We start from the raw sequence: 17033 nt of genomic DNA, 5'->3' as shown, positions 1-17033 counted from the left end.
TTGACCTTAGTGCTGGGCCGAGGGCACGGGCAGCGCGCCGTCCAGGTCCAGATCGCGGTCGGGTGCATCTTCAGAGCGCTGGCCGCGGCGTGCCGCCAGCGTGCGCAGCAGCACGTAGAACACCGGGGTGAGGAACAGGCCGAACAGCGTCACACCCAGCATCCCCGCGAACACGGCCACGCCCATGGCATGGCGCATTTCCGCGCCGGCGCCGGTCGACACCACCAGGGGCACCACGCCCATGATGAAAGCGATCGACGTCATCAGGATCGGGCGCAGACGCAGGCGGCAGGCCTCGATGGCGGCTTGCACGATGGTGCGACCTTGCAGCTCAAGCTCGCGCGCAAACTCCACGATCAGGATCGCGTTCTTGCACGCCAGCCCCACCAGCACCACCAGACCGATCTGCGTGAAGATGTTGTTGTCTCCATGCGAGAGCCAGACGCCCAGCATGGCGGCAAACAAGCTCATCGGCACGATCAGGATCACGGCCAGCGGCAGCGTCAGGCTTTCGTACTGGGCAGCCAGCACCAGGAAAACCAGCAGCACGCAGATCGGGAAGATCCACACGGCCGAGTTGCCGGCCAGGATCTGCTGATACGTCAGATCCGTCCACTCGAAGCGCACGCCCTTGGGCAGAGTTTCATGCGCAATGCGTTCCACAGCCGCCTGCGCCTGACCAGACGAGAAGCCCGGGGCCGGGCCACCGTTGATGTCGGCAGCGGTGTAGCCGTTGTAGCGCACGACCATGTCCGGCCCGAAGCCTTGCGACACGCGCAGCAGCGAAGACAGCGGAACCATCTCGCCTGCGGTGTTGCGCGTCTTCAGCTGCAGGATGTCTTCTGCATGGGCGCGGAACGGCGCGTCTGCCTGCACCTTCACTTGATACGTGCGGCCGAAGCGGTTGAAGTCGTTCACATACAGCGAGCCCAGGTACACCTGCATGGTGTCGAACACATCGGTCACCGGCACGCCAAGCTGCTTGGCCTTCACGCGGTCCAGGTCTGCGTTCAACTGCGGCACGTTGATCTGGTAGCTTGAGAACGACGGGCCCAGTTCAGGCGTCTTGCGTGCCTTGGCCATGAAGGCCTGCGTGGCGGCAAAGAGCTGTTCGTAGCCGACCGAGCCGCGGTCTTCCAGTTGCAGCTTGAAGCCACCCACAGTGCCGAGGCCTTGCACCGGCGGCGGCGGGAACACCGCAATGAAGGCGTCCTTGATGGCGCCGTATTGCTTGTTCAACTGGCCCGCAATCGCGCCGCCCGACAGGTCGGCACTCTTGCGCTGGTCAAACGGCTTGAGCGTGACGAACACGATGCCGGCGCTCGGGCTGTTGGTGAAGCCGTTGATCGACAGGCCCGGGAACGCCACGGCGCTTTCCACGCCGGGGTGCTTCAGGGCGATGTCCGACATGCGGCGGATCACGTCTTCCGTGCGGTCCAGCGAGGCACCGTCTGGCAGCTGCGCGAAGCTCACCAGGTACTGCTTGTCCTGCATCGGCACGAAGCCGCCCGGCACCTTGTTGAACAGCAGCGCAGTCGCACCGATCAGCGCCAGGTAGATACCGAGCATGACGGCCTTGCGACCAATCACGCGCGACGTGCTGCGGCCATACGATTCGGATGCGGCACCAAACACGCGGTTGAACGGACGGAAGATCCAGCCCAGGCCCTTGTCCATCGTGCGCGCCAGCCAATCCTTCGGCGCGTCATGGCTCTTGAGCAGGAGGGCGGCCAGCGCCGGCGACAGCGTGAGCGAGTTGAAGGCCGAGATGACGGTCGAGATGGAGATCGTCAGCGCGAACTGCTTGTAGAACTGACCGGTCAGGCCCGTCATGAAGGCCAGCGGCACGAACACGGCAATCAGCGTCAGGGCAATGGCGATGATCGGGCCGCTCACCTCGCGCATGGCCTTGTAGGTGGCCTCGCGTGGCGATAACCCTTCGGCGATGTTCCGCTCGACGTTTTCCACCACCACGATGGCATCGTCCACCACGATCCCGATCGCCAGCACCAGCCCGAACAGCGACAGCGCGTTGATCGAGAAGCCGAACATCAGCATCAGGCCAAACGTACCGATGATGGACACCGGCACCGCCAGCAGCGGAATGATCGACGCACGCCACGTCTGCAGGAACAGGATCACCACCAGCACCACAAGCGCCACCGCTTCCAGCAGCGTATGCGTGACGGCTTCGATACTCGATCGGACGAACTGCGTCGGGTCGTAGACGATGCGGTAGTCGACGCCTTCGGGAAAGTCTTCCTTCAGCTCGGCCATCGTCTTGCGCACGTCATCCGAAATCTGCAGCGCGTTGGAACCCGGCGCCTGGAAGATCGGAATGGCCACCGCCTGCTTGTTGTCCAGCAGCGAGCGCAGGCCGTATTCCGATGCGGCCAGCTCGATGCGGGCCACGTCACGCAAATACGTGACGGCGCCATCGGGCGAACTCTTCAGGATGATGTCGCCGAATTCCTGTTCGGTCTTCAGCCGGCCCTGCGCGTTGACGGACAGTTGCAGATCCGTGCCCGGCACCGAGGGCGAACCGCCGATCACGCCAGCCGCCACCTGCACGTTCTGGTCGCGGATGGCTTTGACCACTTCGTTGGCAGTCAGGCCGCGCTCGGCCACCTTGTTCGGGTCGAGCCACACGCGCATCGAGTAGTCACCCGAGCCGAAGAGCTGCACCTGGCCGACACCGCTGATCCGTGCCAAACGATCCTTGACGTTGAGCACTGCGTAGTTGCGCAGGTACGTCATGTCGTAGCGGTCGTTGGGCGACAGCAAGTGCACCACCATCGTCAGGTCGGGGCTGCTCTTGACGGTCGTCACGCCCAGGCGTTGCACCACGTCGGGCAGACGCGGCAGCGCCTGCGACACGCGGTTCTGCACGAGCTGCTGCGCCTTGTCAGGGTCGGTGCCCAGCTTGAAGGTGACCGTCGTGGTCAGGTTGCCGTCGCTGTTGGCTTGCGACTGCATGTAGAGCATGTTCTCGACGCCGTTGATCTGCTCTTCGAGCGGCGAGGCGACGGTCTCGGCAATCACCTTCGGGTTGGCGCCCGGGAACTGCGCGCGCACCACCACCGAAGGCGGCACGACCTCGGGGTACTCCGAGATCGGCAATCGCCAGATCGAGATGATCCCGACCAGCAGGATCAGCGTGGATAGCACGCCCGCAAAGATCGGGCGGTCCACGAAAAATTTAGAGAAGTTCATGGCTATGAGCGATGAGTTTCAGTCGCAATCCGGCGCAATCAGGCGCGGTCGGCCGGAAGGCGTTGGGCGTCGGCTGCGGTCTTGGCGTTGGCGGGCTTGGTTTCGGCCTTGGCGGCGGGCGCAGCGGGCGCGGCGGGTGTTTGGGCTTTGGCTTCGGCGGGCGCGGCGGGGGCTTCCGGCTGTGCGCCCGGCAACACCACACGCTTCGTGACCAGGCTATCCATGGTCACCGTGTTGGGTGCCACGGCGTCGCCCGGGCGCACGCGCTGGATGCCGTTCACGACGATGCGGTCACCCGCCTTCAGGCCCGACTTCACCACGCGCAGGCCGTCAATGGAGGCGCCCAGCACAACCGGGCGATAGCTCGTCTTGTTGGCGGCATCCACCACCAGGACGAACTTCTTGTCCTGGTCCGTGCCGATGGCCTTGTCGCTGATGAGGATGGCGTCGTGCGGTGCGCCGGTGCTCATGCGCACGCGGGCGTAGAGCCCGGGCGTGAGGCGGCCGTCGGCGTTGTCCAGCGTGGCGCGCACGCGGATGGTGCCCGAGCGCACGTCCAGCCGGTTGTCGACGGACTGGATTACGCCTTCGCGCGTGTAGCCGTCTTCATTGGCCAGCCCGATGTAGACCGGTGTCTTCGCGCCCTGGGCCGCCTTGGCGGAGTAGCGCAGGTAGCTTTGCTCATCCGCATCGAACGCCACGTACATCGGCGAGACCGACACCAGCGTCGTCAATACCGGGGCAGCGCCACCGGCGGAAACGACGTTGCCGACCGTAATCTCTGCGCGCGACACGCGGCCTGCGACCGGCGCCACGATGTGCGTGTACTCCAGGTTCAGCTTGGCGGCATCCAGCGCGGCGGCGGCGCCTTGCAGGTTGGCCTGTGCCTCGCGTGCGGCGTTTTCCTTCTCTTCGAACTCGCGGCGCGCGATGGCGTTGTCGGCCACCAGCTTTCGTGCACGGTCCAGCTCCGACGTGGTGTAGGCCACGCGCGATTTGGCGGCCGTCAGCGCGGCTTGCGTGCGGGCGACTTCGGCGGCGTAGGGGCGCGGGTCAATGGTGAACAGCGCGTCGCCCTTCTTGACGATGCTGCCGTCCTTGAAGTGGACGGCGGTGACGGTGCCGCTCACCAGCGGGCGGACTTCAACGCGTTGAACGGCTTCAATGCGGCCGGAAAACTCATCCCATTCGGCCACGTTCTTTGCCAGGACCGGCGCCACATCCACCGGCGTGGCGGCTGGGGCGGCTGCCGGCTGCTGCGATGCGCCGGCGCTGGAGACCAGACCGTAGGTGCCCACAGCTGCAACGCCGAGCACGGCGGCAACCGAAATGGCGAGTGTGCGTTTGGACAGGCTCATGATGACTCTCTCGATTTTGTTGGGTAAGCAAAGAGAAAAGACTGGATAAAAGCGCTTTGGCCGCAGCGTAGAAAAACGCGGGCGGCCTCGCACTCCGTTTCTTGTTGTATGGGTTCAGCCAGGCGTCTCCGCGGTCGGGTCAATGGAGGTGTGATCCTTTCGATCCGCACGTGCGCGGCGTTTGCGTGGCGCAGCCGCTTGCCGCGTCATCCCGAGGTGCCAGCGCAGGAAGCACGTCATCTCGTCTTGCGCCACCGCGCTCATGGCAATCGAGTCATGGCAGGCCTCGTTCACGCGCACGACCTGCGTGACGACGCCCGCTTCAATCAGGCACGCGGCATAGCGTTCGGCTTCGGTGCGCAGAAGGTCTTGCGGCGCGGTCAGCAGCAGGGCGGGGGGCAGGCCCTGAAGGCGGCGCGATTCCACGGGTGCGGCGTATGGGTGGACGCGCTCGGTCGGCCGGGGCAGGTACTGGCGATAGCAATCGGCGCAGACCTCGGCCGAGTTGTCGGCGTTGGCCAGATGGTCTGGGCGCACACGGGCCATGGTCGGATCGAGCATCGGCGCGATCAGGACCTGGGCGCGCAGATTGGGGCCGCCACGGTCGCGCGCAATCATCGTCAGCGCGGCAGACAGGTTGCCGCCGGCGTCATGCCCGGCCACTGCGATGCGGCGACGGTCAATGCCCCATGCCTCGGCATGGTCGGCCATGCAGCACAGTGCGGCGTACACGTCTTCGGGCGCGGCAGGAAAGGGCGCGGCCGGCGCAAGCGAATAGCCAACCGTAACCACCACCGCCGGCAATGTGGCGGCCAGAAGGCGCGCCGGTGCATCGGCATCGTCAATCGAGCCGCGCACGAAACCACCGCCATGCAGGTACAGCACCCCAGGGCGGCGCAACGGCGCGGCGGCATCGTCGGAGTGCATTTCAGGGCGGAACACGCGCAGGCGGATGCGGCTGGCGTAACCCTGCGTCCAATAGTCTTCCGACGAGACCGGGCGCGGCAGCGGCTCCGCACCAGCCGTTTCATCGCATGCGGAAGCTTGCTCAGGCAGCTTGGATGCTGCGCCGCGCAAATTGTTATTCAGTGCAACATTTGTGGGGGCGGGCGTTGCGTACGGTCGCGCTGGACGAACAGCGGCGGATGCCGCATCGCTGGCCAGCGTGCGATCCGAAACAACGAGGCGCGGTGGAGAAGAACCCATGATGTCAGGCGGGGCTTACCTTTACGGATAACCCGGATATCGATGGGCTGAATGATGGTGATTAGACGAACGCGGATAAATGCCTATAATCGGACATCACTATTAGTTGCAGCCGAACAATCAAAATTTACGGTTGTGCTACAAAGTGTTCTTGCTCGAGGCCGATCTTGTTGCACTGCGAAAACCCGTAGTCGCCGCCTTCCTGATCGCGCCTCATGCTCAGAACGCGTGCGTGTTCTCGAGCATGAGCAGACCCCTTGATTCCACAGGTCCGGCGCATTGCCCGTTTGATTCCGGCAGTGCGCCCGCCCCGTGGAGTCCGTCCCTAAGGAGCCGCAGATGGATCGCTTGCAGGCCATGCAGGTTTTCACGCGTGTCGTGGAGGCCAGCAGTTTCACCAAGGCTGCCGACAGCCTTCAGTTACCCCGCGCCACGGTGACGAACCTGGTGCAAAGCCTTGAGGCGCATCTCGGCGTGCGCCTGCTGCACCGGACCACGCGCCGCGTGAACGTCACCGCCGATGGCGCTGCGTACTACGAGCGCTGCGTGCGTCTGCTCGGCGATCTGGAAGAGACCGAGGCTGCGTTCTCGCAAAGCGCATCGGGGGCGCGCGGCACCCTGCGCATCGACGTGCCTGCGTCGATTGGCAAACGGTTGCTTGTGCCGCGCATTCGGGATTTTCACGAGGCGTACCCCGATCTTCAGCTGGAGATCGGCATGAGCGACCGCACCGTCGACCTGGTCCAGGAGGGTGTGGATTGCGCCGTGCGTGGCGGCGAGTTGCAGGATTCGAGCCTCGTCGCGCGGCGCATCGGCCAGCTGTCGATGGTCAATTGCGCGTCGCCCGAATATCTGGCCCGCTTCGGCACGCCCCAAACGTTGGAAGACCTCCAGGACCACACGGCGGTGAATTACTTCTCTGCGCGCAACGGCCGCCGCATGGACTGGGATTTCGTGATCGACGGGCAGAAGCAGATCCACAAGGTGCGCAGCATGGTGTCCGTCAACGATGCCGAATCGGCGGTGGCGTGCGGCCTGCATGGCCTGGGGCTGCTGCAGACTTCGCGCTTCCTGGTGTACGAGCACCTGATGTCGGGTGCGTTGGTGGAAGTGCTGCCGGACCATGTTTCGGAGCCGGTGCCTGTGTCGGTGGTGTATCCGCACAACCGGCACTTGTCGCCCAAGGTGCGGGTGTTTGTGGACTGGGTGGCGACGCTGTTTGCTGACCACCCGTGCCTGCAGCTCAAGGAAAATCCACGGCTGCAGATTGTTAGCGCCGCCTGAACAGTTATTTCTGCAAAGTCGCATTTATCAGACGGGAGCAACGATCTATTCTGCCCTCCAAGCGCAACAACGAGCGCAAACGAACAAGGAACAGATCATGAACTCCCGCCTCTTCTCTGCTTTTTTCCGCCGCGCCGTCCTGGCCATGGTGGCCACCGTATCGGCTTCTGCCGCGCTGCTGTCGCAGCCCGCAACGGCTTCCATCCAGCCCAACTTTGACGCTCCGGCCGCGACGCAGGCGGGCCGCTTCGACCCGTACACCCAAGGCGCTGACCGCCAGGCAGACACCTACGGCTATCTGTCGTGGAAGAACGATCGCTTTGATCCGTACAGCCAAGGCGCGGATCGCCAGGCCGACACGTATGGCTACCTGTCGTGGAATGGCGATGCGAGCTATCCGAAGGCCGGCGCTGCATCGCGCGCATAAACCGCGCACCCGCTGAATTTCTCCTCCTCCCTGTTTGCGGCGTGACTTTAGCGGTCACGCCGCATTTTTATTGGTGCTAGAGCCGGAGCACGGGGGCGCGGATGTCGGGTTGGGAGTATCGTCGCAAGCATGCAGACCGTCATCCTCACGTTCGATTCCAGTCTGACGCCGCTTCTTCCGCTGGCGTTGCGCGGGCGTCCCGTTGTGCGCGCGTGGGCAGAGGGCGCCACGCTCAAGCACGCTATCGAGGCGCTTGGCGTGCCGCATACCGAAGTGGGGCAAGTCCTGGTGGATGGCGCACCCGCGGGTCTGGAGGCCATGTTGCCCGGTCGGGGGCACGTTGCCGTCTCAGCCGTGGAGCCCCTGTTGCCGACCGCGCCGCTGCATTTTCTGTGCGACGCCCACTTGGGGGCCACCGCTCGGCTGCTGCGCATGGCGGGCTTTGACACTACCTACGACAACAATTACGCCGACGCGGCCATCGAAGCGCTGGCCCTGGGCGAAGACTGGATCGTGCTCTCGCGTGACCGTGAGCTTCTCAAGCGACGCGGCATCCGCCGGGGCGCATTCATCCGCGCGCGCGAGCCGCAAGCGCAGATGCGTGAAATCGTGACGCGCCTGCGGCTGGCCGATGTGGCCAAGCCGTTCTCACGCTGTCTCGAATGCAATGTGCCGCTGCGGATGCTAAGCCCGGAAGAGGCTTCCGCCAGCGTGCCGCCCCGCGTGCGCGAGCGCCAACGGCTCTTCAGCACCTGCGATGTCTGCCGGCGTATCTATTGGCCCGGTTCGCACTGGGCACGCATGAATGCGGTGCTGGCCGACATGCTGTCGCCCCAAGCCGGCGTATCGATAGACCTACCGGAAGCGGTCGAACGTATGTCGCGCACTGGTAGCGCAGGCGCCTGACTACTGCGATGGCGCGTTGCGCAGATCGGCCACAAACCGCTCGCGCCAGATGGTGAGGTTGGCCGCCCGCAGCCGATCCATCATGTGGGCATAGCGCGCCTTGCGCTCTTCCAGTGGCATCGTCAATGCGCGGTTCAGTGCCTCGGCCATGCCGCGCGTGTCGTACGGGTTGACGATCAGCGCGGCATCCAGCTCGCGCGCCGCGCCGGCAAAGCGCGACAGCACGAGCACGCCTGGGTCTTCCGGGTCTTGCGCGGCCACGTATTCCTTGGCAACGAGGTTCATGCCATCGCGCAGCGGTGTGACATAGCCGATCTGCGAGCTGCGGAAGAGGGCCATCAGCACGCGCCGTTCGTACTGCTTGTTGATGTAGCGGATGGGCGTCCAGTCCAGCTCCGAATGCTTGCCGTTGATGCGGCCCGACTCGGCCTCCAGCCGCTGCCGGATCTGCTGATAGGTCTGCACATCCTGTCGCGACGTTGGCGCTATCTGGATGAAGGTCACGTGGCGGCGGTGGTCCGGAAAATCGTCCAGCAACTGCTCGAACGCGCGGAAACGCTCCGGCAGCCCCTTGGAATAGTCGAGCCGATCCACGCTCATGATGAGTCTCGGCGGCTGCTGGCCTTGACCTTGCCCCTGACCAACGGCGCGCTCGCCGCGCGGGCTCGCATGCCGCGTGAATGGATTGCGCCGCGCCAGCGACGCCTTGGCTTGCTGCGCAATCTCGTCCGGATGCACACCGATCGGGTAGACCTCGGCGCGCAGCGTGTGGCCGTAGGCGTGCACGGGGCCGTTCTGTTCCTTCTGTTCGATATAGCCGCGCGCCTCGCGCTCGATGTAGTCGTAAAAGGCGACGCGATCGGTCTCGGTCTGGAAACCGACCAGATCGTACGAACACAGGGCGCGCATCAGGTCTTCATGCGGCGGAATCGTCGTCAGGATTTCCGGCGACGGAAACGGAATGTGCAGGAAGAATCCGATGCGGTTGGTGAGCCCCAGCGCGCGGCACTCCGCGGCAAATGGAATCAGGTGGTAGTCGTGCACCCAGAGGATGTCATCGGGCTGCACCAGTGCCTTGAGCTGATGCGCGAACTGCGCATTCACGCGTCGGTAGCCGTGGTACTCCTGGCGCTCGTAACGTGAGAGGTCCACGCGGTAGTGGAAGATCGGCCACAACGTTGCGTTGGCGAAGCCGCGGTAGTACTGATCGTAGTCTTTGCGGTTCAGGCCGACGGTGGCATAGGTGATGTTGCCCTTTGTGACGATGTTCGGCTCGTGCGACACAGTGGTCGCGCTCTCACCGCTCCAGCCAAACCAGATGCCGCCGGTTTCACGCAGCGCATCAAACACCCCCACGGCCAAGCCGCCCGCAGTTCCCTGGCCCTCGGTAACGGGCGCAACGCGGTTGGAGACAACAATGAGTCGGCTCATGCGGCACCTCGCTTGGGCGGGGCCGCCAGCGTTGCCAGCCATGCGCGCAATGCCGCGGCGTCTTGCACGCGCCAGCGCGCTTGGCTCGGGCCCGCACCCACCTTGATCGACCAGCCCTCCAGCGCATTGACGGCATCGAAGGCGCTTTCATCGGTCAGGTCATCGCCAGCAAACAGCACGGTGCGGCCCATGAAGGGCGACTCGGTCATCAGCGTATGTACTACATCGCCTTTGCTGGCGCCGCGCGGCTTGAGTTCGACAACCATCTTGCCGGCCTGCAGGCGCACGTGGTCGGCATAGCGGCGCGCGATGCGGTCAGCCACCGTCAGCACGGCGTTCTCAGCCTCTGGTGCGTGGCGGTAGTGCAGGGCAAAAGCGATGCCCTTGCTCTCCAGCACCACGCCGGAAAACTGCGTCGACAACTGCGTGAGTTCGGCGCGCAACTCGCGCTCCAGCCGGGCGAGCGCGTCGGCGTCGGTGTTCAGGCGGACGAAGCCGCCGTCTGCATAGCGGCGTTCGGCGCCGTGCACACCGGCGATGACGAGCCCCGGCAGAGACAGGCGCGACTCGACGTCGTGCACCGTGCGCCCGCTGATGATCGCCAATGCGCCCCCGCTTGCGGCGTGCAGCGCGGCCAGCGTTTCACGCAGCGGCGCGCCGACATGCACGGCATCGGGCTGCGGAGCGATGTCGACGAGCGTGCCGTCAAAGTCCAGCAAGAAAGCCGTCCGGCCCAGGTCGAGCGAGGGCAGCGGAACGGCGTTGGCAGAAGACTGGGGAGAGACGTTCTTAGGCAAACCGGTTCTTGGGAATGTGCGTGATGCGCCTTTTCACGCAAGAACCGGGCCGACCGCGCCAGCCGTTGTCATTTCGGCATTCACGGTGGATCGGCGGTGGCCGTCAGATTGTAAAAACGGCCACGTGATGCAAAACCTTCATATGGCGCGTGACCGATACGTCATAACGATGCCGCTAAGCGGGTGCCCTGGTTGATGGCACGCTTGGCATCGAGTTCGAGTGCTTCGTCGGCGCCGCCAATGACGTGCACCTTGGCTCCGCCCGCCTGCAGCGGCTCGACCAATTCACGCAGCGGCTCCTGCCCTGCGCACAGCACGATGGAGTCGACCGCCAGCCATTCGGCGGCTTCGCGTTTTTCACCGTAGCTCACGAGCAGGCCTTCGTCGCCGATGCGCTCGTAGTTGACGCCGCCCACCATGCGCACGCCCAGGTTCTTCAGGCTTGTGCGATGAATCCAGCCGGTGGTCTTGCCCAGCCCGCCGCCGAGTTTGCCGGCACGCCGCTGCAGCAGGACGATCTCGCGCGCGGGTGTTTGGGGTTCAGGGCGGATGCCATCCACACCGCCACGCACTTCGGTCGGATCACCGACGCCCCATTCAGCGCGCCACGTTTGCAGATCCAGCGTGGGCGAGTGGCCGTCAAGCGCGAGGAATTCCGCCACGTCAAAGCCGATGCCACCCGCGCCGACAATCGCCACGCGCTTGCCCACTGGCTTGCGATGGCGCAGCACATCGATGTACGACAGCACGCTCGGATGGTCCTGCCCAGGGATCTTCGGATTGCGCGGCGACACGCCTGTCGCGATGATGATCTCGTCGTACTTGCCTGCCAGCAGTTGCTGCGCATCCACACGCGCACCCAGGCGGGGCGTCACGCCGGTGGCCTCCACCCGGCGCTTGAAGTAACGCAGCATCTCGTGAAATTCTTCCTTGCCGGGGATCGTCTTGGCCATGTTCAACTGACCGCCGAGTTCCGGCGCCGCGTCAAACAGGTCTACGGCGTGCCCGCGCTCGGCCAGCGTGATGGCTGCCGACAAGCCAGCAGGCCCCGCGCCCACCACCGCAAACCGCCGCTTGACGGGCGTCGGGCGGATGATGAGTTCGGTCTCATGGCACGCCCGCGGGTTGACGAGGCAGCTCGCAATCTTGGCCTTGAATGCGTGATCCAGGCACGCCTGGTTGCAGGCGATGCAGGTGTTGATATCTTGCGCGCGGTTCGTGGCGGCCTTGCGTACGAAGTCGGCATCGGCCAGCAGCGGGCGCGCCATCGACACCATGTCGGCGTAGCCATCGGCCAGCACGGTTTCGGCCACCTCCGGCGTGTTGATGCGGTTGGACGTCACCAGCGGGATGCCGACTTCGCCTTTCATCTTCTTCGTCACCCATGCAAACGCCGCGCGCGGCACGCTCGTCGCAATGGTGGGGATGCGTGCCTCGTGCCAGCCGATGCCCGTGTTGATGATGGTGGCGCCCGCGCGCTCCACGGCCTTGGCCAGTTGCACGACTTCTTCCCACGAGCTGCCGTCCGGGATCAGGTCGATCATCGACAAGCGATAGATGATGATGAAATCCTTGCCGACAGCCTCGCGCGTGCGCTGGACGATTTCCACGGGCAGGCGCATGCGGTTCGCATAGCTGCCGCCCCAGTCGTCCGTGCGTTTGTTGGTGTGCGTGACGAGAAACTGGTTGATGAAGTAGCCCTCGGAACCCATGATCTCGACGCCGTCGTAGCCGGCTTCGCGGGCCAGTTGGGCGCAGCGCACGAAGGCACGGATCTGCCGTTCGATACCGCGCGCCGACAGCTCGCGTGGCGTGAACGGGCTGATAGGCGATCGCAGCGCAGTGGGCGCCACCGCAAACGGGTGGTAGCCGTAGCGGCCAGTGTGCAGTATTTGCAGGGCGATCTTGCCGCCTTCCTCGTGCACGGCGTTGGTGACCGTGCGGTGGCGGCGTGCGGCGCCATGCGTGGCGAGGCGCCCCGCAAAAGGCTTTGTCCACCCGGCAATGTTGGGTGCGAATCCGCCCGTGACCATCAGCCCGACATCGCCGCGTGCGCGCTCGGCAAAGTAGGCGGCCAGCCGGTCAAAGTGGTTGCCATCTTCCAGACCGGTGTGCATCGAGCCCATCAGCACGCGGTTCTTGAGCGTGGTGAAGCCCAGATCGAGGGGCTGAAGCAGGTGGGGGTAAGGCGAGGAGGGCGTGGAAGAGGGCATGTCCGGCGCAGGGCACAGGCGCTGCGATGATGTGGAAACGCGCCGGACGGTAGCACCCAAGCGCCCGTTGGAACAACAGGGCGGGGTTCTAGATGTGTGGACTGCGCGTCAGGATTTTCCCGACTTCTTCGCGTCGTCTTCAGCGGGCTTGCCGAGCAGCGCTTTCAGGAGTTTGTTCTGGGGAATCGCCTTGCCGGTGCCCTGGCCGGGCTTGCCGGTGCGCTGGCTGCCGCGCTTGATGTTGTTGGCAATCTTGAGGCCCTTGAGTTTTTCGAGGTCTGTTTTCTTCACGATGGGGTCCGCAATGGGATACATGGGCTGCGTGTTACGCTCGGCAGGATACGCGAATTGCCAAACCCCCGGTCCGCCCGCGCCCGTTTTTCTGCATTTCCGCTACCGCATTGACCTCATTCACGCCGCCCGCCACGCCCGTTCCGGATCTGTTTCAGCCCAGCCTGCAAGACTGGGCTGAGCGGCCCGCGCAAGCCTTCGAGCACTGGTTGGCCGCACGCGGCTATCGCGAATCGTCGGCGACGGTGTACCGCGCGATGTGGCGCAAATGGCTGCGCTGGGCGGAGTCCCACCAGCGCGCATTGGCCGATTGGAGCGCCGGCGACATCGCTGCGTTTCTCGACGAGTCGGGCCTGACCAAGCTGCATCGCTACCGCTACGCGCGCCTGATAGAGCGCGTCTTCCATCAGATCGAGCAGCAACGGACTGGCACGCACAACCCTGCAAGCTCTGCGGTGCAGCAGAAGTTGGCCGAAGGCGAGAACGATCCGACCACGTTCCTTTCATCGGCTGAACGTGCGGCAATCGAGGCGTCACTGGAAGTGGGCGCGCAGGCCGGCGAGGCCGCCGTCAACGCCAGCGCGTTCAAGCTGGCGCGCGACCGCGCACTCGTAGCCGTGTGCCATGGCGCGGGGCTGAAGGTTGCGCAGGTGCAATCGTTGTTGCTCCGCCAAGTGGACGAGGCGCTGGAGGCGATCACCGTCGAGCGCTCGCGCGGCCCCTCATACAAGGCGCCTTTGCTCGAAGCCGCTCGCCCTGCGTTGGCGGCGTGGCTGGCGGTGCGCGCACACGCAGAAGTGCCGGGCGAGCGCGTGTTCGTTGCCGATTCCGGCGGGCGCGTCATGCACGCCGCGTCTGTGTACCGGCGCGTGGAGGCATGGCTGGCCGCGTTGCCGGCGTTGCTGCACCGCAGCGAGCGGCTGTCACCACAGACGCTGCGCAACGGCTATACCGCCGCGCTGTTCGATGCAGGAGCAGACCCTGCTGAGGTGGGGTACGCACTGGGCTTGCGCGATGCGACTTCGGCGTGGCGTCTGCGCGCCGCCTATGCTGAGTGGCAGGCGGCTGCCCATCCCGACGGCCGGCCGTAGTGCCTTTTGGGCAACCAGAGCTTCAAACTGACCGCGAGCCGTTGGCAGGCTTTGCTATGATCGCGCTGTTTTGCGCGCTGCGGAGCAGGTCGGCGCAGCGTAGAACGACGATGCCGGGTTCAAACCGGCACGCTAGCTCTCTCCTTCCTCGATACCTCGCACCCCATGACAGAAACCATTCTGCTGACCGGCGCTACCGGCTACATCGCCTCGCACACCTGGGTTGAACTGTTGGATGCGGGCTACCAGGTGATTGGCCTCGACAACCTCTGCAACAGCAGCTCGACCGTGCTGTCCCGCATCGAGCAGATCACCGCCAAGACACCCAAGTTCGTTCAGGGCGACGTACGTGACCGGCGCCTGCTCGACGACCTGTTTGCCAGTTCGCGCATCTCGGCTGTCATCCACTTTGCGGCGCTCAAGTCGGTGGGCGAATCGGTGCAGAAGCCGCTGGCCTATTACGACAACAATATGGGCGGACTGGTCACGCTGTGCGCGGCCATGGCGCATGCGAATGTGCGCCAGCTCGTATTCAGCTCGTCGGCAACGGTGTATGGCAATCCGCATACCGTGCCGATTACCGAATCGTTTCCGCTGTCGGCCACCAATCCGTATGGCCAGACCAAGGTGATGGGCGAGCAGGTGCTGCGCGATCTGGAGATTTCCAACGCCGCCTGGCAAATCGCTTATCTGCGTTATTTCAACCCGGTGGGGGCGCATCACAGCGGCCTGATCGGCGAAGACCCGCGCGGCATCCCCAACAATCTGATGCCGTACGTGGCCCAGGTGGCGGTCGGCAAGCGAGAGAAGCTCTCGATTTACGGCGGTGACTGGCCCACGCCCGACGGTACCGGCGTGCGCGACTACATCCACGTGGTGGATCTGGCGCGCGGGCATCTGTCGGCGCTTGACACGCTGCGCCGTGACAACCGCGGTTTTACCGTCAACCTCGGCACGGGCCGCGGATATTCGGTTCTGGAAGTCGTGGAGGCTTACAAGCGCGCCAGCGGCAAGCCGGTGCCGTATCAGATTGTGGACCGCCGCCCCGGCGACATTGCCGCATGCTATGCCGATCCGGCACTGGCGGCCTCGCTCCTGGGGTGGCGCGCGCAATACGGCATCGAGCGCATGTGTGAAGACTCGTGGCGTTGGCAGAGCATGAATCCGGACGGCTTTCAGACCCGTGGTTGATTCATTGAACGGATCGAACCAACAGGAGACGCCCCTTCGTGGATGAGGCGTTCATCGCTCACCTGATCAGTGCGCTGGCGCACGCATTGTTGCCTGCGTTGCTGCCATTTGTCGTGGCGTGCGGCGCGGGCAGTTTGCTGCTGAGATTGCTCGATGACTTGCGCAGCGCGATGGCCCCGCGCACGCGCGTGCCGCTGGTCATGACGGCGCTGATCTCGGCGGTTGGGCTGTGGGCGGTGCCGCTGCTGCCGCTGCTTGCGCATTGGCCGTTGCACGAAGACACTGCGGTGCTCGTGATGACGCTGGCTTCGTTCTGCTGGAGCCTGGCCGTTGCGGCATTGTGGTGTGTGCTGGGCGGTCGTGCAGGTCTGATGCGCGCCATGTTGCTTGGCGTGTTGCTGAGCGTAAGCGGGCCGATCGCGGTGTTGCTGCTGGTCGGCGTGACAAGCTTCAGCGCCACCGCTTGGGAAGACGCTGGGCTGCTGGCTATCGTCATGGTGCTGTCGTCCATGGGGTGTGCGGCGGCGCTGCAGTTTGCGCTTTCGGCACGATCGGGGGCGACGGGGGTGGCGGTGCGTCGCCCTGGCGTGAGTCTGTTTTTGAGCGTGCTGTTTGGCGCCGCGCTGACGGTGGATGCCGTGTACACGGCGTCGCTTGCAGGCTCGTTTTCACCGCTTTCCGCCATGCCGGGCAATGCGCCCGCAGGGTTGCGGTTATTGCTGGTGATTGGCACGGTTGCAACGGTGCTGGCAGCGCTGCTGCTGGGCTATCGGGACCGCGCTACGGGCGACACTGCCACCGCCATCTCGGCGCGCGAAATTCGTCTGCGCAAGGAAACCGTGCAGGCACTCAACGACCTGGAGCAGAGCTATCGCCGCCGCGAAGCAGAGCTCGTTGCACGTCATCAACTGCTGCTCGACGGCGCAGATGTCGGCCTTTGGGAGTTCGATCTGGTCACGCGTGCCGCGCAGTTTTCCGCGCGCTTTGCCGACATGCTGGGCTACTCGCTCAAGGAGATCGGCCCAAGCACGAGCGAGTATCTCCGCCTTGTGTATCCGGACGATCTGCCCATGGTGCTCAATCGCATCCAAGCACATGTTGACGGCAACACACCCGCATACGTGGCGGAATTCCGCATGCGGCACAAGGATGGCAGCTATCGCCAGATTGCTGCGCACGGCGTTGCAGTGCGGGACGCCGGTGGCCATGCCGTGCGCATGGCCGGGTCGCATATCGAGGTGGCGGCAAAAGTAGCCTCGGCAGAATTTGCCGTGGCGTCTTCTTCAACTTCCGTCGACGCGCCCGAAACGCTGCGTCGCCATGGCTTGTGGGAGTCCTGGACACCTGTCGACCATCCCCCGGCGGAAGCTGCTGCACCGCAAACGGAATCGACATCAACGCCCGTGCCCGCCACGACCTCCACTGGCGGCACGCTTCCGAGCATCAATCCTGACGCCTTGCGCTGAGGCGTTTTCTTTCTTTCTTTCCCTTTCTCGCTGGCGAACGGGCGCTTGAGTACATGTCCTACTCAAGTTTTTCGTGTTTGTGTTCGATAGCTCAAGCAGAGCGCGTGTAATCGCGCCAGGGGAGCGCCGCGAACGGCATTTGTGCCATGCGCGGACAAA

At 64.6% G+C, this 17033-nt stretch carries 13 protein-coding genes; 6 read left to right on the top strand and 7 right to left on the bottom strand.

The genetic code is table 11. The features are described 5' to 3' along the window. Window positions 1-6 precede the first annotated feature (6 nt). The 3 genes from NKG59_RS01530 to NKG59_RS01520 form a co-directional block, all read right to left on the bottom strand. Window positions 7-3213: an efflux RND transporter permease subunit gene (locus tag NKG59_RS01530; RefSeq protein WP_045201570.1), complete on the bottom strand. Its 3207-nt coding sequence runs from the start codon at window positions 3211-3213 to the stop codon at window positions 7-9. A 38-nt stretch (window positions 3214-3251) separates the two neighbouring features. After that, the gene (locus NKG59_RS01525; protein ID WP_253534610.1) at window positions 3252-4571 is read right to left on the bottom strand and encodes an efflux RND transporter periplasmic adaptor subunit; all 1320 of its coding nucleotides are present in this window, start codon (window positions 4569-4571) and stop codon (window positions 3252-3254) included. A gap of 114 nt (window positions 4572-4685) precedes the next feature. After that, a complete protein-coding gene (locus tag NKG59_RS01520) occupies window positions 4686-5777 on the bottom strand; it encodes an alpha/beta hydrolase (RefSeq protein WP_253534607.1) in 1092 nt (363 codons plus the stop codon). Between the two features lie 339 nt (window positions 5778-6116). Here NKG59_RS01520 and NKG59_RS01515 point away from each other — a divergent pair, with 339 nt between their 5' ends. The 3 genes from NKG59_RS01515 to NKG59_RS01505 all read left to right on the top strand — a co-directional run bounded on the left by NKG59_RS01515 (window position 6117) and on the right by NKG59_RS01505 (window position 8394). Continuing rightward, the gene (locus NKG59_RS01515) at window positions 6117-7061 is read left to right on the top strand and encodes a LysR family transcriptional regulator (protein ID WP_045201564.1); all 945 of its coding nucleotides are present in this window, start codon (window positions 6117-6119) and stop codon (window positions 7059-7061) included. A gap of 97 nt (window positions 7062-7158) precedes the next feature. Continuing rightward, complete coding sequence (locus NKG59_RS01510) at window positions 7159-7488, top strand: hypothetical protein (protein WP_253534605.1); 330 nt, start codon at window positions 7159-7161, stop codon at window positions 7486-7488. Between the two features lie 129 nt (window positions 7489-7617). Next, window positions 7618-8394 carry a Mut7-C ubiquitin/RNAse domain-containing protein gene (locus NKG59_RS01505; RefSeq protein WP_253534603.1) on the top strand — a complete coding sequence of 259 codons (777 nt, stop codon included), beginning with the start codon at window positions 7618-7620 and terminating at the stop codon, window positions 8392-8394. On the opposite strand, the gene otsA is transcribed toward NKG59_RS01505, so the two are convergent. The 4 genes from otsA to NKG59_RS01485 form a co-directional block, all read right to left on the bottom strand. Continuing rightward, complete coding sequence (otsA, locus tag NKG59_RS01500) at window positions 8395-9825, bottom strand: alpha,alpha-trehalose-phosphate synthase (UDP-forming) (protein WP_045201560.1); 1431 nt, start codon at window positions 9823-9825, stop codon at window positions 8395-8397. Next, entirely contained in the window at window positions 9822-10622 is an 801-nt protein-coding gene (gene otsB, locus NKG59_RS01495) for a trehalose-phosphatase (protein WP_253534601.1), read from the bottom strand. The genes otsA and otsB overlap by 4 nt, the downstream gene beginning before the upstream one ends. 161 nt (window positions 10623-10783) lie before the next feature. Continuing rightward, on the bottom strand, window positions 10784-12835 hold the full coding sequence (locus NKG59_RS01490; RefSeq protein ID WP_253534598.1) for an NADPH-dependent 2,4-dienoyl-CoA reductase: 2052 nt from the start codon (window positions 12833-12835) through the stop codon (window positions 10784-10786). Between the two features lie 108 nt (window positions 12836-12943). After that, the gene (locus tag NKG59_RS01485; protein ID WP_082075940.1) at window positions 12944-13150 is read right to left on the bottom strand and encodes a hypothetical protein; all 207 of its coding nucleotides are present in this window, start codon (window positions 13148-13150) and stop codon (window positions 12944-12946) included. Between the two features lie 86 nt (window positions 13151-13236). Between NKG59_RS01485 and NKG59_RS01480 the strand changes: the two genes are divergently transcribed. The 3 genes from NKG59_RS01480 (at window position 13237) to NKG59_RS01470 (ending at window position 16874) form a co-directional block, all read left to right on the top strand. Further along, window positions 13237-14217 carry a tyrosine-type recombinase/integrase gene (locus tag NKG59_RS01480; protein WP_253534596.1) on the top strand — a complete coding sequence of 327 codons (981 nt, stop codon included), beginning with the start codon at window positions 13237-13239 and terminating at the stop codon, window positions 14215-14217. Between the two features lie 165 nt (window positions 14218-14382). Beyond that, window positions 14383-15408 carry a UDP-glucose 4-epimerase GalE gene (gene galE, locus NKG59_RS01475; RefSeq protein WP_045201552.1) on the top strand — a complete coding sequence of 342 codons (1026 nt, stop codon included), beginning with the start codon at window positions 14383-14385 and terminating at the stop codon, window positions 15406-15408. Between the two features lie 38 nt (window positions 15409-15446). Further along, entirely contained in the window at window positions 15447-16874 is a 1428-nt protein-coding gene (locus tag NKG59_RS01470; RefSeq protein WP_253534594.1) for a PAS domain-containing protein, read from the top strand. Window positions 16875-17033: the final 159 nt, after the last annotated feature.

Origin of the sequence: Ralstonia chuxiongensis (assembly GCF_024158925.1) — a bacterium.
Classification (GTDB): Bacteria; Pseudomonadota; Gammaproteobacteria; order Burkholderiales; family Burkholderiaceae; genus Ralstonia; species Ralstonia chuxiongensis.
This window is presented reverse-complemented; position numbering and strand designations above follow the sequence as displayed.